The organism is Spongiibacter marinus, from assembly GCF_016906995.1.
GTDB lineage: Bacteria > Pseudomonadota > Gammaproteobacteria > Pseudomonadales > Spongiibacteraceae > Spongiibacter > Spongiibacter marinus.
In genome coordinates this window covers 478,630-502,808 of the sequence record NZ_JAFBBD010000001.1, presented here as the reverse complement: position 1 = coordinate 502,808, position 24,179 = coordinate 478,630, and the positions used below count along the sequence as shown (strand labels likewise).

Annotated in this window: 29 protein-coding genes; 13 read left to right on the top strand and 16 right to left on the bottom strand. The window is 55.3% G+C overall.

Features of this window, described 5'->3' with window-relative positions; genetic code table 11:
- Positions 1 to 39: 39 nt before the first annotated feature.
- Together HNR64_RS02415 and HNR64_RS02410 are read right to left on the bottom strand one after the other, a co-directional pair.
- Entirely contained in the window at positions 40 to 732 is a 693-nt protein-coding gene (locus HNR64_RS02415; RefSeq protein ID WP_204994989.1) for a sterol desaturase family protein, read from the bottom strand.
- 11 nt (positions 733 to 743) lie between these two features.
- Positions 744 to 1,490 carry a FadR/GntR family transcriptional regulator gene (locus tag HNR64_RS02410; RefSeq protein WP_204994988.1) on the bottom strand — a complete coding sequence of 249 codons (747 nt, stop codon included), beginning with the start codon at positions 1,488 to 1,490 and terminating at the stop codon, positions 744 to 746.
- 256 nt (positions 1,491 to 1,746) lie between these two features.
- On the opposite strand from HNR64_RS02410, the gene pyk reads away from it, so the two are divergent.
- The 4 genes from pyk (at position 1,747) to HNR64_RS02390 (ending at position 6,554) form a co-directional block, all read left to right on the top strand.
- Positions 1,747 to 3,180, top strand: a complete 1,434-nt coding sequence (gene pyk / locus HNR64_RS02405) for a pyruvate kinase (RefSeq protein ID WP_204994987.1) — start codon at positions 1,747 to 1,749, stop codon at positions 3,178 to 3,180.
- 150 nt (positions 3,181 to 3,330) lie between these two features.
- A complete protein-coding gene (locus tag HNR64_RS02400) occupies positions 3,331 to 5,082 on the top strand; it encodes a hypothetical protein (protein ID WP_204994986.1) in 1,752 nt (583 codons plus the stop codon).
- Between the two features lie 6 nt (positions 5,083 to 5,088).
- A complete protein-coding gene (locus HNR64_RS02395; protein WP_204994985.1) occupies positions 5,089 to 5,511 on the top strand; it encodes a hypothetical protein in 423 nt (140 codons plus the stop codon).
- Positions 5,512 to 5,525: 14 nt separating this feature from the next.
- Positions 5,526 to 6,554, top strand: coding sequence for a hypothetical protein (locus tag HNR64_RS02390; RefSeq protein ID WP_204994984.1), 1,029 nt, complete (start codon positions 5,526 to 5,528; stop codon positions 6,552 to 6,554).
- Positions 6,555 to 6,601: 47 nt separating this feature from the next.
- Here the strand turns inward: HNR64_RS02390 and HNR64_RS02385 are convergent, their stop codons facing one another.
- Together HNR64_RS02385 and HNR64_RS02380 are read right to left on the bottom strand one after the other, a co-directional pair.
- A complete protein-coding gene (locus HNR64_RS02385) occupies positions 6,602 to 7,027 on the bottom strand; it encodes a hypothetical protein (RefSeq protein WP_204994983.1) in 426 nt (141 codons plus the stop codon).
- A 119-nt stretch (positions 7,028 to 7,146) separates the two neighbouring features.
- Positions 7,147 to 7,308: a hypothetical protein gene (locus HNR64_RS02380; RefSeq protein ID WP_204994982.1), complete on the bottom strand. Its 162-nt coding sequence runs from the start codon at positions 7,306 to 7,308 to the stop codon at positions 7,147 to 7,149.
- A gap of 195 nt (positions 7,309 to 7,503) precedes the next feature.
- Between HNR64_RS02380 and HNR64_RS02375 the strand changes: the two genes are divergently transcribed.
- The gene (locus tag HNR64_RS02375; RefSeq protein WP_204994981.1) at positions 7,504 to 9,522 is read left to right on the top strand and encodes a TonB-dependent copper receptor; all 2,019 of its coding nucleotides are present in this window, start codon (positions 7,504 to 7,506) and stop codon (positions 9,520 to 9,522) included.
- Between the two features lie 55 nt (positions 9,523 to 9,577).
- On the opposite strand, the gene HNR64_RS02370 is transcribed toward HNR64_RS02375, so the two are convergent.
- Both HNR64_RS02370 and HNR64_RS02365 read right to left on the bottom strand, forming a co-directional pair.
- Complete coding sequence (locus HNR64_RS02370; RefSeq protein WP_239547437.1) at positions 9,578 to 9,997, bottom strand: GFA family protein; 420 nt, start codon at positions 9,995 to 9,997, stop codon at positions 9,578 to 9,580.
- Positions 9,998 to 10,021: 24 nt separating this feature from the next.
- The gene (locus HNR64_RS02365) at positions 10,022 to 10,453 is read right to left on the bottom strand and encodes a hypothetical protein (protein ID WP_204994980.1); all 432 of its coding nucleotides are present in this window, start codon (positions 10,451 to 10,453) and stop codon (positions 10,022 to 10,024) included.
- 180 nt (positions 10,454 to 10,633) lie between these two features.
- Here HNR64_RS02365 and HNR64_RS02360 point away from each other — a divergent pair, with 180 nt between their 5' ends.
- Both HNR64_RS02360 and HNR64_RS02355 read left to right on the top strand, forming a co-directional pair.
- A complete protein-coding gene (locus HNR64_RS02360) occupies positions 10,634 to 11,395 on the top strand; it encodes an SDR family NAD(P)-dependent oxidoreductase (RefSeq protein WP_204994979.1) in 762 nt (253 codons plus the stop codon).
- Positions 11,396 to 11,418: 23 nt separating this feature from the next.
- Positions 11,419 to 12,252 carry an enoyl-CoA hydratase/isomerase family protein gene (locus tag HNR64_RS02355; protein WP_204994978.1) on the top strand — a complete coding sequence of 278 codons (834 nt, stop codon included), beginning with the start codon at positions 11,419 to 11,421 and terminating at the stop codon, positions 12,250 to 12,252.
- Positions 12,253 to 12,259: 7 nt separating this feature from the next.
- On the opposite strand, the gene HNR64_RS02350 is transcribed toward HNR64_RS02355, so the two are convergent.
- Both HNR64_RS02350 and HNR64_RS02345 read right to left on the bottom strand, forming a co-directional pair.
- Positions 12,260 to 12,667 (bottom strand): MAPEG family protein, encoded by a 408-nt coding sequence (locus HNR64_RS02350; RefSeq protein WP_204994977.1) that lies wholly within the window; start codon positions 12,665 to 12,667, stop codon positions 12,260 to 12,262.
- Between the two features lie 48 nt (positions 12,668 to 12,715).
- Positions 12,716 to 14,167 (bottom strand): SLC13 family permease, encoded by a 1,452-nt coding sequence (locus HNR64_RS02345; protein WP_338061804.1) that lies wholly within the window; start codon positions 14,165 to 14,167, stop codon positions 12,716 to 12,718.
- A gap of 180 nt (positions 14,168 to 14,347) precedes the next feature.
- Between HNR64_RS02345 and HNR64_RS02340 the strand changes: the two genes are divergently transcribed.
- Positions 14,348 to 15,007 carry a sterol desaturase family protein gene (locus HNR64_RS02340; protein WP_204994976.1) on the top strand — a complete coding sequence of 220 codons (660 nt, stop codon included), beginning with the start codon at positions 14,348 to 14,350 and terminating at the stop codon, positions 15,005 to 15,007.
- A 23-nt stretch (positions 15,008 to 15,030) separates the two neighbouring features.
- On the opposite strand, the gene HNR64_RS02335 is transcribed toward HNR64_RS02340, so the two are convergent.
- The 3 genes from HNR64_RS02335 to HNR64_RS02325 all read right to left on the bottom strand — a co-directional run bounded on the left by HNR64_RS02335 (position 15,031) and on the right by HNR64_RS02325 (position 17,125).
- Entirely contained in the window at positions 15,031 to 15,573 is a 543-nt protein-coding gene (locus tag HNR64_RS02335) for a porin family protein (RefSeq protein ID WP_204994975.1), read from the bottom strand.
- Positions 15,574 to 16,000: 427 nt separating this feature from the next.
- Positions 16,001 to 16,597: a pentapeptide repeat-containing protein gene (locus tag HNR64_RS02330; protein ID WP_204994974.1), complete on the bottom strand. Its 597-nt coding sequence runs from the start codon at positions 16,595 to 16,597 to the stop codon at positions 16,001 to 16,003.
- Between the two features lie 99 nt (positions 16,598 to 16,696).
- The gene (locus HNR64_RS02325) at positions 16,697 to 17,125 is read right to left on the bottom strand and encodes a hypothetical protein (RefSeq protein ID WP_204994973.1); all 429 of its coding nucleotides are present in this window, start codon (positions 17,123 to 17,125) and stop codon (positions 16,697 to 16,699) included.
- Between the two features lie 105 nt (positions 17,126 to 17,230).
- Here HNR64_RS02325 and HNR64_RS02320 point away from each other — a divergent pair, with 105 nt between their 5' ends.
- Positions 17,231 to 18,052 carry an ATP-grasp domain-containing protein gene (locus HNR64_RS02320; protein WP_204994972.1) on the top strand — a complete coding sequence of 274 codons (822 nt, stop codon included), beginning with the start codon at positions 17,231 to 17,233 and terminating at the stop codon, positions 18,050 to 18,052.
- Positions 18,053 to 18,057: 5 nt separating this feature from the next.
- Here HNR64_RS02320 and HNR64_RS02315 read toward each other — a convergent pair whose 3' ends face one another.
- Both HNR64_RS02315 and HNR64_RS02310 read right to left on the bottom strand, forming a co-directional pair.
- A complete protein-coding gene (locus HNR64_RS02315) occupies positions 18,058 to 18,450 on the bottom strand; it encodes a SirB2 family protein (protein WP_204994971.1) in 393 nt (130 codons plus the stop codon).
- A 22-nt stretch (positions 18,451 to 18,472) separates the two neighbouring features.
- The gene (locus HNR64_RS02310; protein ID WP_204994970.1) at positions 18,473 to 18,862 is read right to left on the bottom strand and encodes a hypothetical protein; all 390 of its coding nucleotides are present in this window, start codon (positions 18,860 to 18,862) and stop codon (positions 18,473 to 18,475) included.
- 97 nt (positions 18,863 to 18,959) lie between these two features.
- Here HNR64_RS02310 and HNR64_RS02305 point away from each other — a divergent pair, with 97 nt between their 5' ends.
- The gene (locus HNR64_RS02305) at positions 18,960 to 19,187 is read left to right on the top strand and encodes a helix-turn-helix domain-containing protein (protein ID WP_204994969.1); all 228 of its coding nucleotides are present in this window, start codon (positions 18,960 to 18,962) and stop codon (positions 19,185 to 19,187) included.
- A gap of 109 nt (positions 19,188 to 19,296) precedes the next feature.
- Positions 19,297 to 19,707, top strand: a complete 411-nt coding sequence (locus tag HNR64_RS02300; protein WP_204994968.1) for a hypothetical protein — start codon at positions 19,297 to 19,299, stop codon at positions 19,705 to 19,707.
- Here HNR64_RS02300 and HNR64_RS02295 read toward each other — a convergent pair.
- The 3 genes from HNR64_RS02295 to HNR64_RS02285 are packed head-to-tail and all read right to left on the bottom strand — an operon-like array spanning position 19,691 to position 23,136.
- Complete coding sequence (locus HNR64_RS02295; protein ID WP_204994967.1) at positions 19,691 to 20,065, bottom strand: PaaI family thioesterase; 375 nt, start codon at positions 20,063 to 20,065, stop codon at positions 19,691 to 19,693. The genes HNR64_RS02300 and HNR64_RS02295 overlap by 17 nt on opposite strands.
- 15 nt (positions 20,066 to 20,080) lie before the next feature.
- Positions 20,081 to 20,539, bottom strand: a complete 459-nt coding sequence (locus HNR64_RS02290; protein WP_204994966.1) for a hypothetical protein — start codon at positions 20,537 to 20,539, stop codon at positions 20,081 to 20,083.
- Positions 20,536 to 23,136: an ankyrin repeat domain-containing protein gene (locus HNR64_RS02285; RefSeq protein WP_204994965.1), complete on the bottom strand. Its 2,601-nt coding sequence runs from the start codon at positions 23,134 to 23,136 to the stop codon at positions 20,536 to 20,538. Before HNR64_RS02285 ends, HNR64_RS02290 begins: the two co-directional genes overlap by 4 nt.
- Before the next feature lie 357 nt (positions 23,137 to 23,493).
- Between HNR64_RS02285 and HNR64_RS17305 the strand changes: the two genes are divergently transcribed.
- Positions 23,494 to 23,829, top strand: a complete 336-nt coding sequence (locus HNR64_RS17305; protein WP_204994964.1) for a DUF1826 domain-containing protein — start codon at positions 23,494 to 23,496, stop codon at positions 23,827 to 23,829.
- A gap of 8 nt (positions 23,830 to 23,837) precedes the next feature.
- A complete protein-coding gene (locus HNR64_RS17300) occupies positions 23,838 to 24,146 on the top strand; it encodes a DUF1826 domain-containing protein (RefSeq protein ID WP_204994963.1) in 309 nt (102 codons plus the stop codon).
- Positions 24,147 to 24,179: the final 33 nt, after the last annotated feature.

The window sequence follows — 24,179 nt, the reverse complement described above, 5'->3', positions numbered from 1 at the left end:
TTATTGTATTTATACTTTTGACGCTAGAAATAATTGTGTTCAGCGCGGTTCGTCCGAGAGCAGCCCGTGAACATTGTGCACCGTTGGCGACTTATCAACGGCCTTCAGGTCAGGCGCGGTCCCCAACAGCAAGTCGCCCAATCCGGTTGACACGCCCCACCATAATTTTTCGTCGCGGTAATGATGCAGGCGATGCATTCGCTGGCGGCGACGGTAGTAATTCACTGGCATACACCAGGTGGTGTGGCCCATGAAATGACAAAACTCATAGTGCAGCGCCAAAGTAAAAAACATGGCAAGGGCACCGGTTGCCAGTTCGACACTGGGCAACAACAGGTAGGCAAGCGCAATCAGCACCGGCACCACGGTGGGGAACACCTCTTTGTTGATGGTGATATCACTGAGGTCAGAGGGGTTTACATGGTGGGCACGGTGAGAGCGGCCCACACTGAGGTCGATCGTTTTACCAAAAATTTTGCGCGGCTTGGAATGCAGAATGTAAGCATGAATCAGCCATTCCTGTATCGGCCAGAAAGCCAGAATGCACAGCGGAGCGATTAGATCCGCATAGCTCCAGTTGCCGAGGTAAACCCGAAAGCCGGTAAAGCCCAGTGCCAATGCCGTAAGAATGATCGGGCTCATATGGCCATAAAAGGCTTTAAAAAAGTCGCTAGCCTTTGCCGGGTTGGCTGGTTGGGCCGCGCCACCAGATGATTGAACGCTGCTCGTCATGGGATAGTCCTCTACGCATTGTTATTTAAATGATTTTGCGTGTGTTGCTCGTACAGATCTAAAAACTGGTTAATGGCGTTGCTGCTGCCATCGATATAGTCGCGTGCTAACTCTGCCGCCTCGTCAGCTTTCCCCTCACGCACCAGCATCGCGAGGCCACGGAATGAGTCCAACTTGCGAAGGTCGCGATCCAGCATCTGGGTCAGTAGCTCCCATAGCGGTTCGTAGGTTTTGCGCAGCGAGTTAAAGGCCAGGCGGTAGGCGATATTGCCGCTGCCATCAACCAGCTCCTCCCAAAATTCAAACGCGAGGCGCTGCAAGTCGACGGGGGCCACTGCCGCCGTCATGTCATCGACCAAGGCATCTAAACGATCAGCGGTAGCTGCGCCGCCATTCACCGCGGCATCGGCGGCAATCGCCGGAGACAAGACCTGACGCATCCGCACAATGCTGCGCGCCGCATCGACCTGAATTTGACCGTCCTGGTCAAACAATAAACTGGGGAGTAAGTCGGCACTGGCCTCCCTGCGGTAGTCCAGCACCGTTGTCATGCCGCCGTGCTTAACCTCAACCAAGCGCGCTTGTTGCAGGCGCTTGATCGCTTCGCGAACGGCATTACGGCTCACCCCTAGCATTTCAGACAGCAACCGCTCCGAGGGCAATTCCTCACCGGCTTTCAGTTCCTGATAGACGATGCGATTACGCAATTGGTCGAACACTTCATCCGACACAGACCGCTTCTGTATGGCCTTGAACATAGCTGCTACTCTCCCTTGAGGTAACTTATCCTACCAGTGGACCTGTTATTGCGCAAGTAGGTAAATATGAGCAAAAGTAGAAGTCTGAGCAGCGAAGTCCCACCGAAGACGCTCGCCATCATCCCAACACGCTTAACGCCCTGATCACGATTCGAAAAAACCGGCGAATCAATCGATAAACACACCTAAAGTGGCCTTTCACCCACGACGTTTTTTGCCATAATCACTGCATAGACAATCAAACAGCGGGCAAGCTATGCGCAAAACGAAGATCATCTGCACCATTGGGCCAGCAACCAGCGACTACGAGTCACTGCACAAACTGGCCGACGCCGGGATGAATATCGTGCGCCTGAATATGTCCCACGGTGAACACGACAGCTGCGCGCAAATTATTAAGTCCATCAAAACCCTCAACCGCAAACTCCACCACCCGGTCGCGGTGCTGATCGACACACAGGGGCCGGAGATTCGCACCGGCGATATCAATAACGAACTCAGCCTGAAAACCGGCGATGTGATTTCGGTGGTCGCGCGGGGCGAGGCCGATGTCGAGGCCAGCTCGATCCAGATCAATTACGAAGACCTGATCAACGACGTGAATATCGGCGACAAGATCACCGTCGACAACGGCCTGATCAATCTGGAAGTGCTCAGCAAAGAACAGCGCACCATGCAGTGCCGAGTGATCGACGGCGGCGTATTAAAGAGCAAGCGCCACGTTAATCTGCCCGGTATTCGCGTAAACCTGCCCGCCATTACCGAGAAAGACCGCCGCGATATTCTGTTTGCCATGGAACAAGAGGTGGACTTTATCGCCCTGTCATTCGTGCGCAGCGCCGACGACATACGAGAATTGAAAACCCTGCTGGGCGACAAGGTCGATAAGATAAAAATTATCGCCAAAATTGAAGACCAGGAAGGCGTTAAAAACCTCGACGCCATTATTCAAGAAGCCGCCGGTGTGATGGTCGCCCGGGGCGACCTGGGTGTGGAAATTCCCTTTGAAGAGCTGCCCATCGTGCAGCGGCAAATTATTTCCCAGTGCGCGAAATACGGCCGCCGCGTGATTGTTGCCACCCACATGCTGGAATCGATGATCGAAAACCCCATGCCCACCCGCGCCGAAGTTACCGATGTCGCCAACGCCGTGTACGAAGAGGCCGACGCCATTATGCTGTCGGGGGAAACCACCGTGGGCAAATACCCGGTGAAATGCGTGGAGGTGTTAGACCGCATTGCCCGTTCCATTGAGAAGAATCGCGGCCTGCGCTTTAGCGATGAACTGATCATGGGCAACGACAAACAGGAAATTGCCGCCGCCGCGGTGAAGCTGGCTGAGTCCATTCAGGCCAAGGCGATTGTTGTGCCAACACGGCGCGGGCTGATGGCCAGCCTGGTCACCAACTGCCACCCCCAAAGCTCCATCATCTGCGCGTTTACTAACGACAGTCGCACCCGCCGCAAGCTGGTGTTAAACCGCAACGTGCTTAGCTACCGCATCAACTTCAGCTCCGACCCAGAGAAAACACTCGCCAACGCCGCCCACATAATGATGAGCCGCGACGAATTCAGCGAAACCGATAAAGTGGTGGTGATTTCAGACGCCCTCTCCAGCCACGGTATCGAGGCCATTCAAATTCGCCAACTTGGCGACTTGGTAGCGCGCTATGAAATTGACCATACATAGAAAGGCTTGCGAGACGTTGTGGACCTGAGTAACTACCTGCTCCAGTGCCAGCTCTCATCCTAGTAGTACAAAAGGTGTTGCGGATATTTTTCAAATGTCTTCATCATTTATGAATGGAATAAAAATTATGTATTGCGGTAAGGAATCCGAATGAAAAGTCATCTTATTAGTGTGTTATTGCTTCTCTCGCTACCTCTTTTGACGGCCCACGCAGGTGGGCCGATACGGTCGATGACCGGAGGAAAGTGTATCCCGCTGGAAAGTCAGCCTGAGCTCTGTCGCGAAGCCGGAGAGCGCTGGCTAGTCATGAAGGCCGATGGCTCTGGCACGATGGTGATGGGGTTTGTGAGGAGTTCGCCTACCTATAAGGACATGAAAAAGATCTCCAAAAAGTTTGGAGGCAAACGCGAGAGAATCCCGGAGAGTAAATGCAAAAAAGACTGGGGAAGGAAACACCCATGGGGGCTAATCGAAGCAAATGGTGCCTCTCCGGTAGAGCCTGCCGCTTACCAACTCATCATTCCAATATCGGATAAATTTGCAATCGCCCAGCCCTACAAGGACATCGACTGTCATTGGAACGATGAATACTACCTTGTGGAAATTGATAACAAACTCAAAAAGCTCAAAGAGCCACTGGGAAAGGGTAGAACTTACTACACCATGGGTGGCTACTCCATGCAGAGCCCGGTAAGGGTCTTTATTGCCAGGGGCACTACGAGTGTAGGTGAGAATACTGTCAAGTTTGAGCAACTGGGGCCAGATGGAAGAGTGGTCGCGACTTACGACAATATTATCTTCTCTCAGGCAAAGCTGACCTTCTATACACAAAATGAATCCGGCTTGATCTTTGCCAAAGCGATTGACCCTAGAACCGGGAATGAGGCCTCCGTCCGCTGGGGACCTATGGGAGACTTTCTCGGCTATTATCCGAAGATCGATATTATTGAGTCGATCTATGACTTAGACAGAAAGAAATTCACTAATTATCTGATGCAGGCAGTCGGACGCCTTCCTCTGCAAACGGATCTGCCCGATCACACGTTGTATGTACCACTGGATGAACAGGGAGAACCCGTGAAGGGCCCTAAAAACTTTGTGGGTATGACGCCGCTTTATGACAATTACTGGGGCTTTAATGAGCGGCAGAAAAAATATAAAGACTGGTTGCTAGTGTACAAAACACCCACTGGCTTCAGTTACAAAATTGCCGGGCTGGCTACGCGCGGTCAAGTCAAAAACAATAGCGAATCTTCTCCGATCAGTATCTTAGCCTCGGAGGCTGACTACGTCATGCTGGCTGATTTTGATTATCAGAGAGAAGAAGGAGCGCGGGAGTACAAGTCAAATAGCGATATTTGGCAATCCTATTTTATTCAATTCTATACCGCCTACGAAGCCGATGGTGTGACACCAAAGGCTAGCGCCTATCCCGGAAAATGGCACTCGCTATCGCCATGGATAGGAAGCCGCATGGTGGTAGATACGGGTTATAAAGCGAAACTGGCAACGGCATATGGACCAAATCGATACGGATGGGATGACAGATTTACCGCGATTCAAACGGTCTACCAGAATGCGCTAAAGTCCCGTGCAGATAGCCTGGCTCGCAAGAGGGCCTACGAGGCAAAAATTGCTGAATCGAAGCGCCGTAGAGAAGAAGAGCGTGAACGTGCTTATAGGGCAGCACAAGAAGAGTGGCGTAAACAACAGGCTTTTCAAGCCGCCCACCCGTCCAATCGTAACAGCTCACAGAGCTTTGGCGATGCATTGAATGCCTGGGGTGATGCGATGATTAAGCAAGGTCAGATCAATAACCGCAACAACAGTTACAACGGCTACCGACGGGACTGTTACAACAATTATGACGGCACAGAAACCTGCTTTACCTCAAAGCGATAGTTCGCCATGACGAAATGGATCGTACACTCTGAGTGGTGGATGCAACGTGTCGTGTGGCTTTGGGGTGCAATAACGCTGCTATTTGGCTTGGTGACGCAGCAAGATCCGCTGTCGACGTTTATTTATCCCTGCCTGGCTGTGGCGCTGGCTTATTTGGCCGCAGCTCTGCTGAGGTGGCTGTTCGTGTTTCAAAGCTCGACTACGCAGCGTGTCACACCGTTTATCAGCCGAACCATCACTGCCTTTTGGGTCTTAGGGATAATTGGGTTTCTTCAGCTGTTGGCAATCGCGTTATTTGAGGGATTCAGGAGTGGCGCTTTCAATTATTTTTTAATTGCTATTTCTGTATTTCCTGTGGGCACGTCAATGGGGGCGGCACGAGAGTGGCGTCGAGTGCGACAACTGCAAATTAGAAACACTATTAGCTAATTTATGGGAAGAACATGAAAACGGCTAAATACGATATAAAACGCTTATCACCCCAGGATAGAAAGCGCATACAAAATCAATATTGGTTGATTGGCGGTTTTTCACTCTTTGCCGGAGCGATCTTCTATGTGATTTTTACCTCGATTGTTTCTTCTACCCATAACAGCGCCATTCCAATGGTCATTTTTGGTTTTTTCGCTGTGATTTTTTTTGCTGTTATTACAAGCATCGCCCGGCAAAACCACATCGAGCTCAGAGACGGGGTCAAACACTGTTACACAGGGGTGGTAACCAATAAGCGTGTCAACAAGCATACCTCCAGAACAGGAAATCATCGCTCCCCAAATCGCGCAGGTAACGGGGGAAGCCGAACCAGAACAACCATTACACACTATTTGTCAATTAATGGCGAAGAGCTAAAGGTAACGCCTAAAGAATATCATCAAGCGTCCGTAGGGGACGAAATTTCATTACATATCAGCCCCAAGAAAAAGCTGATTCTGAATTTTGAGATTTTAAATGCTCACATTCATGAGCGAACTGAAGAAGCTCCTGAATCTCGAAAGGTTAGTTCTTCGCGGAAGAAACGAGAATTACATATTTCTCCTACTGAACGATCAATAGTTAAGAAGCTTTTCTTCAAACAATGGCGAAAGAAGCTTTATTTCTTTATCGCCATGCTGGTTCTGTTTTTCCCTATCTTTACGACCAATTTGATCCTTTTTTCATTTCCTTTGGCCATTGTTCTGCTATACAAGGCTTTAGGTCTTTTCTCAGCCTACAATCTTTACCGACGGTTTACGAATACTGATCTTGGCAAAGTGGAAATTAGAACGAGGGTAAAAGACAAATTCGCTACAACATCGAATCTGGCAAAAACTAAATTTCGACTTTTGACGGCTGAGGGGCGGTGGGACGTGACTGAAGAAATCTACAACGCCTTGTCAGCGTCGGATGCTATTACTCTATACAAGCCTGCTCATTTGGATATGATTTACGCGGTTAGTTACCAAAATGACAAAAATATTCTATATCTGGTGTAGCGCACTGCTTTAGTAAGCCTTAATTGAGTGGGGATTTCTTTATCGATTTACCAAGTTTTATTTTTATTATTAATATACGCGTTAAACCGTTTTCCTAGCTCCCGCCCGTCCTTAAAGTCGGTGATATCACTCTCTCGAATAATACCTAAACGCTGATAAGGAAACTTCGTATTCTGAGGTTGCATGAATGACAATTTGTGTGTCCCATTAGGAAGCTTCAACACGCCACCACCCATAAACATATACCACGGCGAGTGGAAATTGGCATTTGACCGCTGAGTGCGAAACACTTCGATATTTTGACCCTCGGAGATCTCCTCAAAAGCGCCCTCTTTATCCACCATCAAGTCGAGCTTCTTCTTACCAAACGTCCCTGTGTCGATGAGTGAGAATGCAATCTCGTCACCCTCAATCGACAAGTAACCTGGGGCACTGTGAAATAACCCGTTTAGCAGCCAAGCTTTCAAAATCATTGTCTAATCCTTTGCACCTGCTTTGAGTTTTTACACCAGTATGAGTCATCGGATCAAATGCTACCTGCTGTCACGTAATATTATTATCGACTAAGAAGACAGGCTTAAAAAAAAGCGTTTCACGATAACAATGGCGAAACACGCCAGGTGCGGGCTTGCTGTGGGGTATACTTTAAGGAGGGCTTCACATCCATGCCGTAGTCACTATTGACTCCATTCTGAAGTACGCGGTAGCGTTTTGCTGCGGCCTGCAGCGCCATAATCAGGTACTCATGCTGCATTGAGTATTCCACACTCTTTGGCGGCCTGGAACCGGCGAATTAACGGTGCGCTAACCGCCAAGCGTTCTTTTATTTGTGAATTTAATTGCCGACGTCGGTGTTTTGCCGCGGGTTTGGTGCGACACCATGTCACATCCTCAGGCGTTGAGTCAGTCATTAGACTATTGCCGACATCTATAATTAGGCGATTTTTCTGTGAAGAAGCAATTTTTACTGACGGCGTTCGCGATGGCGCCCGCACTGGGGTTGGCCAACCATGACTTGGCCATTGAATTGGTTGAGGTGACGGCTGAGCGCGACCTGGACCCAACAGCGGATCAGATTTTTAGCGATGCGCCGCTCACCAAGCCGGTGCACGACGCCGGTGAGTTGCTGCGTTCGGTAACGGGCATGAGTGCCACACGGCGTGGCGGTCGCGGCTTTGAGCCAATTATTCGCGGCCAGAGCCAGAACCGTTTGAATATTATTTCCGATGGCGCGTTTAACTACGGCGCCTGCCCCGGCCGCATGGATCCACCCACCACTTATGTCGGCTTTGACAGTTTTGATCAGGTTTCTGTGATTAAGGGTAATCGCTCGGTGATTTACGGCGCTGGCGGCAGCGGCGGCACGCTATTGTTTGAACACCAACGCCCGGAATTTGATGAAAGCGGTTATCGCGGCAATGTTCGCCTTGGCTACACCGGCAACTCCGACCTGCGCAGCGCTGCGGTGGATTTTGCCGCAGGCAATGACCGCGGCTTTGTTCGCGTATTCAGCGAGAACATTGAATCGGACAACTACGATGATGGTGACGGCAACACCGTGTCGTCGGCCTTCGACTCCAACAGCTTCGGCGTGATTGTAGGTGGCGATATCGGCAACCACTATCTTGAAGCCTCTCATGAGGTGGCCAACGAGGAAGACCTGTTCTATGCCGGGAACGGCATGGATGCGCCCTATGCCGATTCCACCACCAGCCGCTTTAAGTGGCATTACAACGCCTCGATTGGCCCGGTAGATGCGCTGTCGCTGAATCTGTATCGCAGCGATGTTACGCACTTGATGGACAATTACACGCTACGCCCGCGCAATGCGATGCCGAACGGCATGGCAGCGCCAAGTTCATCGGACACCTGGGGCGGCCGTTTTATGGCCACGCTAAATGGCGACAACAGCGAATGGCGAGTGGGTATCGACCACCGCGCCAATGACCGCCGTGCCGACCTGTTTATGGATGCCGGCAAAGACGGTAGCTTCGATATGCTGGTGTCTCGCATGTGGCCCGATATTGAGCAGCGCCTAACGGGCCTGTTTGCCGAACTGGACTACGAGCTGAACGCGGTGGATGAGCTGCGTGTAGGCGTGCGCTATGACCAATTCCGCTCAGAGGCTACCTCCAGCGAAAAACCCGCCGGCATGATGGGCGCGGCCACCCCCGCCAACCTTTATCAGGCTAACTACGGCACGCGCAGCAACAAGGCCACTACCAATGACCTGGGCCTGGTATTGGGCTGGGACCGCAAGCTGAGCGAAAGCACCTTGTTTAGCACCAACCTTAGCCGCTCGGTTCGCCACCCGGATGCCAGCGAGAACTTTATTGCCCGCAGCGCCATGGGCAAGAGCTGGGTGGGCAACCCCAATATCGACCCGGAAATTCACCAGCAGCTAGACCTGACCTTGCTGTCTCGCCAGGGCGACAGCCACTGGTCGGCCACGGTGTACTGGGACGAAGTGACCGACTACATCGAGCGCTACAATCGCGGCACCGCCACCCTGTACCGCAACACCAACGCCCAGTTGCGCGGCGTGGAATTGGAGGCGGGCAAACCACTGTTTGGCGGCGTATCTGCGCGGGTGGGTATTGCCTATACCGAGGGTGAAGGCGACAACGGCGACCTGGCGACTATCTCGCCGCTGCAAGCCACCACCCATGTTGATTATCAGCGCGATGGCTGGTCGGTGGGCGTTCAGTGGATTGTTGCCGATCGGCAAAACCGCATTGATGTCGACAACGATGTACCGGAAGAAACAGCCGGTTTTGGTGTGGTGAATATCTACGGGAACTGGGAAGTGACCGACGCGCTATCGCTGGAAGCCGGTGTGGAAAACGTGGCGGATAAGAGCTACGCCTACCACGTTAACACCGCCTCATCTGACCCCTTCGACCCAACGGCCGTTCGCGTGAACGAACCCGGACGCCAGTACTGGATCAAGGCGCGCTATCAATTCTAACCCCTTCACCCGCTGGCATTGCGCCGCGGGTGCTTTTTTTGCCGCCGTAGCAACGCTACTTAGCAGCGTAGGCGGCAAACACTTCTTCGCCGGTCAATTTCTCGGTGGCATTGGCAAACGCGTAGTAGGTTGGTTTTTGGTCGATGAAGATCTGCTTGCTAAATTGCCAGTCCACATCGCCAAACAAACCCACCGGCAGAGCGTAATGATTGTCGGCCGTTAATCGATAAAACAGGTGGGTGCCGCACTGGCTGCAAAAGGCGCGCTCGGCCCACTCAGAAGACTGATAACGGCTAATATATTCCTCGCCGCTGAACCGCACCTCGCCATCACACTCCACGGCCAATAGCGGACCGCCGCCCCACTGGCGACACATGTCGCAGTGGCAGGCATCGATATGCATAGAGGACGGGGTGGCAAACACCGACACCTTGCCACATAAACAACTGCCTTGTTGCTGCGTTTCACTGGCCATCACACTCTCCTTTTTGGGGTAGTTTCACTGCTCGGTTGTCGCCTGCTCCAGTTGCGCCACCAGCTCGCTTACCGCCTCGGCAAACTTGCTGTCGTCGAGCTGTTCGCTCAGCTCACTGGCCCGCTGGGCATGCGTTAACGCCCGCGCCAGGTCTTGCTGCTCGGCAAACACTTCTGCCAGGGCGAAATTTAATGAGGCGATATATTCATCCAGGCCTGCGCGCTCAGCGCAGGCTAAGCCGGTTTCGTAGGCGGTAATGGCCTGCTCCACGTTGTTGGAAAAATCGCCCAGGGCCTCCCATTGCAGGGGGTGGTCGGCCTCGGTGTCGGCATTGTCTGCACACAGCGCCTTTAAGGCCTGAAAGGCTTTGGCCTCGCCCTTGCGGTCGTTGCCCTCGGCGGCGCGCAGCAGATTGAGGGTGAGGCAGTGAATCTCATCGTATAGCGGTGCAGACATGAATAAATCCTTTGGCGGCAGTTTGGCGCTGCCCGAAACTGAAGGTAGTGGCACTGCCAAGGTTTATAGCACGGCCGGTAGTGTGGCTAACAGCTTGGCCGACTCTGCCATTGGCGGGCCGCCACTTTGCCACCTACTATGGTCGCAGCCCACTAACGATAAAAACAGGGAGCCATCACCATGCACAACATCGACCTCAGCGGCAAAGTTGCCTTAATTACCGGCGGCAGTCGCGGCCTCGGACGCGCCATGAGCCTCGGCCTGGCGAAAGCCGGTGCCGATATTATTGTGGCCAGTCGCAAGCTGGAGGCCTGCGAAGCCGTTTGCGAGGAAGTGCGCGCCTGCGGCCGCCGCGCCGTGGCCATTGCTGCCCACGCTGGCGACTGCGCCAGCCTCGACGCCTTAATCAGCCAAGCACTGGAGGCGATGGGCAAGGTGGATATTTTGATCAATAACGCTGGCATCAACCCCGCCTTTGGCGAGCTATCGGCACTGGAGCCCGCCATGTTCGACAAAATGGTGGACGTGAACCTGAAGGGGCCTTGGTATTTGGCCTCGCGGCTGGCGCCCCATATGGCAAAAAGCGGCGGCGGCAGCATTATCAATGTCATCTCTGTTAGTGGTTTAAAGCCCTCGGCACTGATGGGCTTTTACGCCACCACCAAAGCCGCACTGAATGCCATGACAAAAGTGATGGCCGCCGAGTGGGCCGATAACAACATTCGCGTTAACGCGCTGGCCCCCGGCACCTACCTGACCGACATGGTGAAAAACAGCTTCCAGGTACCGGGCTTTGAAGAGGCCACCCTGCAAAGCAATTTACAAAAACGTATTGCCGATGCGGACGAAATTCTCGGCCCGGTACTGTATTTGGCCAGCGACCTGGGGCGCTACACCACGGGCAGCACTGTCGTCGCCGACGGCGGCTTTATGGTGTTGTAAGGCGGCGTAAAAGGACTAATACGATGAGCAATTACCCCGACTTTAACTGCCTGCGCATCACGCCGCTGGAAGACCAGATTGTCGAGCTGCAACTGCACCGCCCGCAGTCCCGCAATGCGCTGAGCTGGGAACTGATGCGCGAATTAAAGGCGGCTTTGCACCTGCTTGATCAGGACAACCGCGTGCGAGTGATTATTCTCAGCGGCGCGGGCAAGTCCTTTTGCGCGGGCCTGGATTTACTCGACCAAAACAACCCGGACAGCCTGCGCGACACCATTGGCGAGATCAAAGCCGGAAGCCGCGCCGGTATGCGCGCCCAGGAATACATGGCCGATATTGCGCTGCTGATGCGCCGCATTCAGCAGCCGATTATTGCCGCCGTGCACGGCCACGCCTACGGTGGCGGACTGGCCCTGGCACTGGCCTGCGACCTGCGCATAGCAGCAAGCTCGGCGCGCTTTTGCAGCCAGTTTATTCGCCTGGGGGTTTCCGGTTGCGACTTTGGTGTGAGCTATACCCTGCCGCGTTTGATCGGCGCCAGTCGCGCCCATGACATGATGCTGACCGCCCGTGTGGTCGATGCCGAGCAAGCCGAGCAATGGGGCTTAGTCACCCGCCTGACCAGCGATGACGCACTGGCCGAAGAGGCCCGGGCACTGGCACGCTCGCTCACTGAATTCAGTCCCTATGGCGTGATTTCGACCAAGCAGGCAATGTGGGAAAACCTCAACGCCCAGTCACTGCAGCAGGCGTTGCAACTGGAGAATCGCAATCAGATTTTGAACGGTTTAAGCGGGGATGTTGAAGAGGCAGCAGCGGCCTTTTTTGAGAAACGGCCGCCGCGCTTTGATGACTAGGGCAGGCTTACATTACCCGCCAGCCCATCGCCTGAAACAGCACCTCAACCGCCAGCGCTATACCGCCCGCATAAGTGCCGAGTGCGCCTATAAACCGCATGGGGTTGGGGCGCGCCATGGTGCGCGTGGTGAGAATGCCCAGCACAAACAGCACGCGGCAGGCGGTAACGGCCACCATGGTCCACATCACCCACAGGGCCATTTGTGCCTGGCTGGCAATGTAGATCAACACCATTAGCGCCGGCGCGTATTCAACCGTGTTGGCGTGGGCGCGAATGGCTTTGTGCAGTGGGTCTTTCGGGTCATCTGGGCAGCCGCTACCGCGTTTGGCCTTGGTGCGCGCAATACTGACGTTTAAACCCAGCACAAAACACAGCAGCCCCAGTACCGCGATGCAGATCATCGGAATATTCATGTTTACCTCGTTATCGTTGTTGTTAGTGTGCGCGTAATAAGCGCTTTCCTAAGCCAGCCATAGCAGCGTGATGACACCGTAACTACACAGTGACACCAGCGCAATACCCAGCAGATTCAGGGCGAAACCGGCGCGCATCATATCGCGAATTTCCAGCTCGCCGCTGCCAAAGATCACGGCATTGGGCGGTGTCGCCACCGGCATCATAAACGCGCAGGAGGCCGCCAACGCCGCCGCGCAGCAAAACAGCAGGGGCGATATCCCCTGGGCCACCGCCAGCGCACCGAGCAGCGGCAAAAATGCCGCCGTGGTGGCGGTGTTACTGGTTAGCTCGGTGAGGAAGATCATTACGCTCACGATCAACAGTAATATGAGCGCCAGTGGCAGCGCCGCCAGTTGTTCAAAACGGCTGGCGATCCACTCAGCCAGCCCCGAGCTGCCAATCAGCGCTGCCAGCGCAAGCCCGCCACCGAACAACAGCAGCACACCCCAGGGCAGCTTTTCGGTGGTTTTCCAATCCAGTAATGCGCTGCCCGGCACACCGGAGCGAATCACAAACAAACTCAGCGCCGCCGCCAGTGCAATGCCGGTATCACTTAAGCCCGGCAGCAGTTGCTCGGCAAAGGGACGGCCTATCCACGCCGCAGCGGCCACGCAAAAAACAATGGCCACGCGGCGCTCGGCAGTGGTGATCGGCCCCATCTCAATCAGCGCCTGCCGGCTGATATCGGCATTGCTGTAGTCGGCAACGCCGCTAAAGTCGCGACGACATAATAGCCGCCAGCAGATCACTAACATCGCAAGCGACAGCGGCAGCGCCAAGCCCATCCACTGGGCAAAACCCACCTCAATGCCGTGACTGCTTTGTAAGTAGGCGGCGAGCAGGGCATTGGGAGGCGTGCCAATCAGGGTAGCCATGCCGCCAATACTGGCGCTGTAGGCAATGGCTAACAGCAACGCGATAGCGTAATTGCGCCTTGCGGCGCCCAGGGACTCAGGCAGCAGACCAATTACCGACATCGCTATCGGCAGCATCATTACCGAGGTGGCAGTGTTACTTACCCACATACTTAGAAAGGCGGTAGCAACCATAAAGCCGGCAATTTGCCGACGCGGCTCCGCGCCCACGCGGCACAATATGGTCAGCGCCAAGCGCCGGTGCAACTGCCAGCGCTGCATGGCCAGGCCGAGCATAAAGCCGCCCATAAACAGAAACACAATGGGGTGAGCATAGGCCGCCGCCACCGCCTTGAGGGGCGACAGACCGATGATGGGTGCGAACAGCAGTGGCAGCAGTGCCGTAGCGGGAATGGCAATGGCCTCGGTGCCCCACCACAGCGCCATCCACAGTGCTAGCGCCGCACATAGCCAGGCGGAGTCGCTCATCCCTGCCGGTGCAGGCAACAGCTCGGCGGCCAGCAGCAAGCCAGGGCCGAGTAACAGCGCAACGCGGCGCAGGGTGCTAGCAGACGATGGGGTATCAGCGGGTTTGCTCGGCACTGGCGGAATCCATGGCGACAAAACAAAGGCTTATAGTAACGGCCTGCCGCCACTTCCACTACCGCCCAGCGCGTACCATGTTCAAGATTGAAAATCGGTGCTTCAAACAACTCTCGTAAGCCGCTACCCAAGCCCCACTTCAATAGCTATGCTCTGAACAGCTTTATAGGAGAAGACACCATGCAACGCGATGCCATGCTGGCGTTTCGAGAGCGCTACCGCCGCGACATCAGCCCCTACTATTCCGGCTGGCTGCACATGCTCAGTGTGGCCGCGATGGGTTTGGCCGTGATCGCCTACGCCGTGATGCAAACCGAGCAGCCCTCGCCTGCGGAGTACCTGGCGCTGCCGATTACCTTAATACTGGTGAACTTTGCCGAGTACTACGCCCATCGCTGGCTGGGACACCGTAAAACCCGACTGGGCGGATTATTTTACAAGCGCCACACCGGCGATCATCACAGCTTTTTTCTGCACGACGATATGGACTACGCCAACTCGCGGGACTGGCGCGTGGTGTTGTTTCCCAGCTATTTGATCGTGGCGTTTACTGTCGGCTTGGCAATACCCGGGGCGCTGGTGTTAAGCCAGATTGCCAGCCCGAACATTGCCTACCTTTATGTCATTGCTGCGATTGGCGGCTATCTGTTGTACGAGGTGCTGCACTTTAGCTATCACATTCCCGAGGGCGCGGCGGCCGAACGGGTATTTGCCTGTATTCCTGGCTGGCGCTCACTGCGACACAGCCACCGCGTTCATCATCAGCGCGATAAAATGGCCGCGTGCAATTTCAACATCACCCTGCCGATTTTTGACTACCTGCTGAAAACGCGGCAGTAAGCGGGCACGAGGCCCGCCTTGCGTTAGAAGTTGCGGCTAAAACCGATGCTCAAGCCGTCCATTTCCAGCTCGTCTTTATCGGTGTAGCGGGTTTGCTCAACGGTAATCGCCAGCAGGTCGCTCACTTCAAACGCGACGCCCAGGCCGTAGGAAACACTGTCGCGCTTTTCACTAACCGTGACTCGGCCGGGGCGCTGCGCCACTGAGGCATTAAACTTAGTGTGCGACGCGCCGAGCAATACATAGGGATAAATGCTTTCTGTTACGGGGTAACCCACTTTCAGGTAGGCGCCGAGCAGTTGCTTGAGCTCAGTTTCCACTGCCATTCCCTCGATATTGACGCTGTCATCGCCCAGCCCCATACCCGCGCGGAACTCGGCCGCCAGGTAGTCGTTAAACTCCATGCCATAGCGCAAAAAGGCAAACGCCGGTTCCGCTTCTTCACCGCTCTCGGTCACGGTGAACTGTCCCGCTGCGGCGCCAAAATAACGGTCTTCTTCAGCAAGCGCTGGGCACGCTGCAGCAATACCGCTTGCCAGAACCAAAGCAGAGAATGTGTTACGCATGGTGTTTTCCTTCTACATCGCCGGGGAATGAACACGCTGTTCGATAGTTTATGCAAGGCGTGAAATACACCGCGCATCACCTATCGACAGCAAATTTGTCGGGCACGATATAGATTGAAAAAGCGGATCGCAAGGGAAAAACGGACAAATTCTACCGCATTATTTATGTCGCGATCATACATACATTTTACGCATTCAGCGCAGCAATAATTAGTATTGAGGCCGTGAATCAATGCGGTAAAAACCCGTGTTTTTAGCGATAAAACCCAGGGCCTGCTAACACTAATTGAGATGCACCTGCCCGAGGTCATTCTTGCCTCCAGCAGGGCGAAGGAAGCGACGTCTGGTTATTCCAAACTTCTCTTCTCATTCCTGGGTTGGCGAATTTTTAGCCGCAACAGGCGTAACTCAATTAGTCAGAGGTGCCCTAGTCACTCAGCTCAATATCTAAACTGTCGAGCAGGCTAAGCGCTTCGTAGCGGGTAAATTTTGCGCCGCTAATGCGATTGTGAAAAATATCAATGTGATAATTCTGTGCGTCGCGAAAATCCGCGCGCTCAAGAACGGTTTTTGAAAACTGCGCACCGCTTAAATCGCTGCGTTGAAAACTGGCCTGACTCAGATCTGCCTCGCGAAAATCTGCGCGACAGGCCCGGCAGTCTTCCACGATCAATTCCGGTAATTGCAGGCCGTAAAACGAGGCGTCGTCTAACAGGCACTGAAAGAACCGCACCGGCGCGGCAAACAATACCCGTGGCCAGGAAACTTTCGACCAATCCACGCCGCGCATTTTGCAGTCGCGAAACAGGCTGTCTGAAAATTTGCTGTAGCCAAGGTCCAGTAAGTTGAGGTCGCACTGTTCAAATTCGCAATCGACAAAATTGCAGCGCTGAAAACTGGCCTGAGAGAAATTGCACTGTTTGAAGTGACAGCCCTCAAACTCCACACCCTCGATGCATTGATCCTGCATCTCAAGCTCAGAGAAGGTCTGTGAGTAGTAGCTGCTGTCGGTAAAGGCGGTCATTGCGGCGCTCGTCCGGTGAGAGTGGTTCGTTATGCTGCCCTGCTACCCGGAGCGTCGCAAGGCACAAACGGCTTAGGCGGCGGTATATCGTGCTCGCCGTCAGCCGGCGCTGCGCACGCTCGCCCCGTCACGTTGCGTTGGCGGCAGGCGCTTATCTTGCGTCTCGTAAAATGCCCGCCTGGCGCGCATGCGGTGATTAACGCACTCAACCATGTGCCGATCGGATTGCCAGTTATGGCAGCCGCCCGGCGCCGTGTACTGCTGCTCGAAAGCCCGCTCTAATTTCGCCTGCCGCTCTGCCTTTGCCCGCGCCGCCGCTTTTCGCTGGAGAATGCGCTGTTGCTCGGCGTCCCGCTGCGCTTGCTGGGCCGTCTGGTGCGCGGCGATGCGCTCCAGATTTTGCGTTTGTAACTGCTGGACGTTATTCATCATGCGCTGACCAAACTGCTCGATAATTGCCACGCGAAACATCCACAGCAACGCCACCCCGGTGACGACAATCACCCCTTTGAATAACCATTGTTTCACTGCCGATCACTCCTTGAAAAAACTGCTAAAAATTCCGTTTTACTGCTATTGACGGGCCGGGCATTTCACCGTAAAAACCCGCCGTTCAATTGCGTGTGTTATACCATGGCCTGGATCTCTTTCGATGTGTTTCGCAGCCTCGGCTTCGCCGATACACAAGTCCTCAAGCCCGACGATATTTTTCGTTGTCGCGAAGATATAAGCAATGCCGACTGGGTGCTTTACCCAGAGTACTGGCAGCTCAATGCACTGGTTTATGGCCTGAACGCGCGGGTTTTCCCCAGCGAGGCCAGTTATCGGCTCGGCCACAATAAAATTGAGATGACGCGCGCCTTTGAAATTGTCGCCCCCGGGCATTGCCCACAAACGCTTATCCTGGCGAACACCCCCGAAAACGCACAGCGGGTATGGCGCGACATGTTGCTGCCCTTTGTCGCCAAGTTACCCAAGGCCTCTCAGGGCGACGGGGTATGGCTGATCGGCGATCGCGCCGATTGGGAGCGCTACCTGCAACGCAGCGACGTGATCTACGTTCAGGAGTACCTGCCGATCGACCGCGATATTCGCGTGGTGGTGATCGGCGACAAGGTGCTCTCGGCGTACTGGCGTCTGCAATCTGAACAGGGCTTTTACAACAATGTCGCCAAGGGCGGCTTGTGCGACCACGGCGCCGTTCCCGAGGCGGCCACTCAGCTCGCCCTGCACTTAGCGCGCAGCCTGGATATCAATCACGCAGGGTTCGATATTGCCATGGTGGGCAACCATCCCTATGTATTGGAGTTTAATCGGCTGTTTGGGCATCACGGTGTTGAGGGTGGCGGGCGCGCGGTACGCGATGCGGTGCAGGCCTATCTGCTGGAGCACTCCGAACCCACCGGCCCCAACTACCCCAGCAGGCCGCCGCGACGGCTGCAACGCGTGGCATAAAAGCGCTACCAGCGCAGCGCCAGGAACCCAAGTGGGTTATGGCTAAAGGCCACGCTGAGCATATAGAGAAAGACCAGCGCCGCCAACGCAGCGAAAGCCGCCTTTTGCGCAGGGCTGCGGCCGCGCTTTATCGCAACACTGCCCAGTACGATGTACAGCAGCAAGGCAGAGAGCTTTGCCGCCAGCCAGGGCGTTTGCTGCGGCCAGGCACTGAGCATAATCATCAGGCTGACACCCAGCGCCAACAGGCCGGTGTCGAGCACATGGGGCAACACCCGCACCCACCGCCGCTGCATCATAGGCGAGGCACGCAGTGACCATGTGGCGCGCAGCAAAAAGAATGCAAAGCTGCTCAGCGCCGCGCTGATGTGTAGCGCCTTGATCAATGAGTAATCCATATTGACTTGCCTTCCACGCAGCTTAGGGCTCCGCGGCCTCATAGTGTTGGCGGAAACGGCGCTTGGCGGCCAATTTATCGCTGGCGCATTTCAGCATTTGCGCGTCCGACTGGATGTCTTCGCACTCGGCGGGTGGTTGATACCACGCCGTAAACGCCGCCGTGAATGCCTGCTCGCGCTGCTGGGCTCGGCGCTGCATGTCGGTCAAACCCTCAGTTGTTTGGCTGGCATCCCCCCTGGGGCTTTGCACCAGCGCCTGGTGACGTACGCTTTTGTCGCTGCGTTGTTGGCCAGTTGGAGTGGGCGTTACCGCACTGGGAGAGGTATCAGCGCCGCGCCCCAGGTAAAGCGCAGCCGCAGCAATCAGAGTGCCCGTAGCAATCAAGTAAGCTGTTTTTCGCGCAATGATCATTTGCCCACCCCGACACCGTGCTGCGCTTAGTGAAACGCAGAACGCACAGCGCCTCAATAGGCTGTGCCGATTAAAGTAGCAAGCAAAAAGGTCAGCGTTGGCACAGGCCTCGCTTGAGTACATCGAGCTAACCGAAGAACCCAATTCCGGGCGCGAAAAACTGATTACCATGACCCCAGCGGGCAAGCAGCACTGCGAGGATATGATCGCCAGTGCCTGCGAGGTGATTCGCAATATCACCGACAACTTCAACGATGACGAGAACCGCATGGGCGTGTATATGTTTATGCGAATGGATGAAGAGTTCTCCAAGGTAAGAACCTAGGGCCCGCTTACTCTCATTGAATGGCTCCAGCCTGCTGGCTTGTAGCGAAAAATCTCCCCAACGCGATACGCCGTATAACGTTGTTTAGCCGCCAACGCTTGGAGAGATCGTGTTCACCATTGCCTGCCGCACACTGCTGCCCGCGTGGGGCCTTCTCGGCGCAGCAGCCTGTTTGTGGATGCCCTCTGACTCCCTACTCGCGATCACGCCCTGGGTATGCGGCGTATTGCTCAGCTTGATCGGCCTGGTGCTGGCGGTGGCCATCAAGCCCTATTTCCGCAGTCGTTCTTTATTTCACAAGCCCTATACCACCGTCGCCATCGCCGCCGCGCTGGCGCCCATCGCGGCCGTGGCCTTTGCGATAAATGTGCAGGCAACCCTCTCCCAACACGCGATTCGCGATATCGCAGTGTTGGTGTGGCTGCTGAGCTCTCTGGGCCTGGTACTGTCTACGCTGGTGGCCCGGTTGCTGTGGGCCGTACACCCTAGGCGCGCGGGGAATTTCAGCGGCGGGGAATAATGGCGAAGTTGCCGTTGGCCTGCGCCAATAGCTTATCGCCGCAGTAAAGTCGCGACTCAAGGTTAGCAAGGCTGCGCCCACGATTAACCATTTCCGTTACACAGCGCACGATGCCAGCGATAGCAGGCCGAAAATAATTGATTTTGATCTCGACCGTGGCGCAGTACTCGTCTGCCGCCAAACCGGGATATACCGCGGCCCCCATGCCGGTGTCGGCCAGCGCATACAGCACGGCGCCATGCACCACCTGATGGGGGTTCATGTGGCGGGCGGGGTCCAGGGTCAGTTCACATTCGCTGTATCCGTCGCGCTGCTCCAGCACCTGCAAGCCGATATGTTCTGCAAAGGGGTGTTCCATTACCGCGTGCTCCCGCTAAAGCGGCCCGTTCATGTGTCGAGCCAGGTAGTCCTCAACGCTGCCCGCCGGGTTTGCCAATACCGTTTCCACCCAAGCGTTGCGCTCAAGGGCCATCAGTTTCATATCCCACACACAGGCGATTAAACCTGAGGGAGTGGTATAGCGAAAGGCCGTTGGGTCTTCCAGTGGTGCCACGTACACGTGGTGGTGAAGCTCATTTTCATCGGCCCACCAATCAACGAAGACAAAGTGCGCCGTTTTACCCTGATGAACGCCGACATAACCCACGTGATAGTGAGCACTAACATCGGCGCTATCTGCCAGCCTATCTGCAGTTAGCTGTTTTGCTGCGCGCAACAACTGCGGCTGGATTGGCGCGTCGCCATAGCGAATGCCGTAGGCCTTCATGCGCCAATCCCCAAGCTGCCATGTCTCCAGATACTGGCAGTCGCGGGGTTCATAGGGAGCGATCATTGGTGGGAGACCTCAAAGCCAACCACCCGGCCCTGCTTGTAGAGGGTTTTCGCGGTTTCCGCGTCGAAGCAGGCGGTGCGTGTTCCGCCCTGATAACCGCAGATGAAGCTGTCCCAGTCGGGGCTGCTGGCGGTGCCCGAAAAAGACACCTGACCCGCACGAGGGATCGCGGGGTCGATTTCCACATAGCCAAAGGCATCGCCATTTTGGATTTTCAGCCACAGGGTAAAGTCGCTCGGCAGGCAGTCATCTTCTGCGCCGCCCTTCTGCCATTTGTAGTCGCCTTTCACCAAGGGCTCACCAAAGAAGTGACTCACCTCGTAGGCCACCTTCAACGAGGCCACTTGGCACGCGCCAACGGAGAAGTTCTGCTTGGTCAGTGTTCCCTCACAATCACAATTCGCCTTCTCTGCGGTATTCATGCGGCCGCTGTTAATACTGCCCGAGCGCGGTTTGGGGCGCGCCGCTTCTGCTGCGCGCTTGGCGGTCTCACGCTCGCGTGCCTGCGCGGCCTCCTGCTGTTGCTGGACTTGCTGTTGGGCTTGTTGCTCTCGGCGGCGCTGCTCCGCTTCGCGGCGTGCCTGCTCTGCTGCGCGGGCAGCTTCCTGGCGCGCTATTGCGGCTTCTCGTTGGCGTTGTTCATACGCCGCTTTTTGCTCAGCGTACTGGGCCTGCTTCATTGCGATTTGCGCTCGCTGCTCTTCCTGGCGACGCTTTTGTTCGGCGTTGTAGGCCGCAACCTGCTGTTGAATTTCGCGATTTTGCTGCTCAAGTTGCACGCGGGTTTCTGCCAAACGGCGCAGCGCGGGGTCTTTAATTTGGTAAGTGCCCTGAGCAACCTGTTGCTGCATTTGCGCCAGGCGCGTGCCCTTGCCATCGTCTACCCAAATATCGCCAACGGCCGCTCCCATCACATCCAGCGAGTTTTCGATGGGAATATCGGCACTGCCGGCAATGGCGCCAATCGCCACCGTGGCGAAGATTTTGCCAAACATATCGCCGCTGTTGGACTTTTTATAGGAGTTGGTCTGGCCACCGTATTGCTGAATATAGGCTGTGGTTTTTTTGTAACCGTGGCGCATAGCAATATCCAGCGCCGACTCATTGTCTTTGTCGCGCAGGTTGGGGTTGGCACCCAAGGAAAGCAAGGTCTTTACGGTGTCGTAGTAACCTTTATCGGCAGCGATGTGTAGAGCGTAGTAACCACCGTCACAGCGAGCGTTAACATCGGCACCCGCCACCGCCAACATTTTAATAATGTCGTCCGTAGCCTTCTTACCCGACTTCGCTGCAAAATACGTTGCCGTTGATTGGCGCTTACTTCTTTGATCAACATCGGCACCGGCCGCCACCAATTCTCGAACAACATCGGTATGGCCTCGTTCCGCCGCAGTTTGCAGAGGGCTCCAATCACCTTTGCCATTGCGTGTATCAGTATTCGCACCCGCTGCCAGTAGAAGTCGAACCACTTCTGCATAGCCCTCATAGCTGGCCAAATAAAGCGGCGTGAAGCCTTCCGTATCGGCTAGCTCAACATTTGCCCCGGCCGCCAGCAGGCGTTTTACCGGGCCAACATGGCCGTTATTTGCCGCGTTGAATAAGGCGGTCTCAAATTCGTTGTCATTGCCCAGGTTCACATCGGCGCCCGCCGCCAATAACAGGCCGACCTGCTCGTCGCGGTTCCAGCCCGCAGCGAGATACAGGGCGCTGTAATCGTCGGGGGTTTTCTTATCCGCCTCGGCACCTGCCAGCAACAGCGACTCAACAACTCCTGCATCCGCGCCCTGACGCGCGGCGCGTGTCAGCGGTGTCCACTTGCCGCGGATATTGGGGTCGCTACCGGCAGCCAGCAACATATCCACGACTTTTTGCTGCTCACTGTGCAAAAAGGCTTCATTAACACCGTTTACACCGCGATGAGAGGCGGCCACCGGGCCGAGGCGGGTCGCACTCTGCCAGCCACTTTTTTGGTTCCAGTTGCGGCGTTCAACACCGAAGTACAGCGCGTTGTAACCGGCCACAACGCCATTGCTCACGGCCTCAACATCGGCGCCGCGCACCAGCAGCAAGCGCACCAATTCGCTGTACTTGTTATGGGCGGCCAACATCAGGGGGGTATAGCCAGTCACCTGCACGTCGGGGTCGGCACCGGCATCCATCAGCTGGCGCGCGGCCTCGACATTATTCATGCTCACCGCGGCCCACAGCGGCGTTTTACCAAATGCATTGGCCTGATTGGGGTCGCCACCACTGCGCAGCAGAGCCGCCACCATGTCAGCACTATTGGCACTGGCACCCGCGGCCGCAATCAGGGCATTTTCCTGGCTTTCTCCCATTTCCACATTGGGGTTCGCACCGGCATCAAGTAAACGCGTCACGACCGCCAATCGGCCGCTTTGTGCAGCGCGGTGCAGGGCGGTGTAGCCCATGCCATCGCGCTCATCGACCGCACCACCCTCGGCAAGGTAGCTGTCGATAAAAGCCATATCGCCCTGGTTTGCAGCGGTGGTGTAGTCCGAGAAGCTGGCACAGGCAGAGAGCAGTGCACAGCAGAGGGCAAGTAAGCCTTTGGAGAACAAAGTATTTATGCGAGTCATGGTGGCTCCCAGAGAAAGTTTTCAGCGGCCCGGATCATCTTAGCAGCGCTCAACGGCAGATGAATCCCCAATTTAGAGGGCGGCCCAACAACCGTTTGGTCAACACGCGGCCCCTCGGCTCTGTTCACAGCCCCTATTAATAGACCCGACCACTCTCCTCTTAAGCAAGCAATACCCATACCCGATCTGAGAAATGTCACCTCCCTCTTTTCTTTAGACATGTTATAACATATCATTTTGTCCGAATTACTCACTGGCAGAACCCGTTTTGTTTGCCCGGCGTTGCAGAACACCACGGCAAAAACAATGGGGACGGCAACAGGCTGATAGGCGTGACCACCGCGGAGGCGCGACAATATGGCTATCCCACTGCAAACATCGATGCCCGAGGTGTACACCGTCGCCGGTGACAGCGCGGAAATCTTCGGCGATACCTACCGGGCCGACGTCAATATGGCGGTTTGGCAGCGCGCCGTTAGCCCGGCGCTTAACGCCGAGTGCGACGCCTTATTAAAAGAAGGCCGCTTTCGCGGCTGCAGTCTCTCTTTGCCAACAAGCCAGCTCAGTACACTGAGCGAGGCCGAGCCAGTATTAACAGCGTATCCAGCACTAAGCAGCGACATCCAGCTTCTGGCCGATATGTTTAGCCTGCTATTTGAACTGGACGCCGTCGGCCTGCGGCTCACCCCCTGAGCGGCAAGATGTGCCCCAAGTTCCACACCGACAACGTGGCTTGTCGGCTGGTAACCAGCTACAGCGGCCCCGGCACCCAATGGCTGCCGCACCACTGCGTAGACCGCAGCAAATTGGGCGCGGGTAGCCGCGGCCTCAGCGATGCCGATAGCGGTTTGTATCCCGCGGCAAGCGACATCAATACCTTGCAAACACACCATGTGGCCCTGCTAAAAGGCGAAAACTGGGAGGGGAACGAAGGCGCTGGCCTGGTTCACCGTTCACCCGCCGTCGCGCCGGGCCAACAGCGATTACTGTTAACTCTCGACTTTTTATAAGCCTGAACATACAGGCAAAACCCAATACCAATA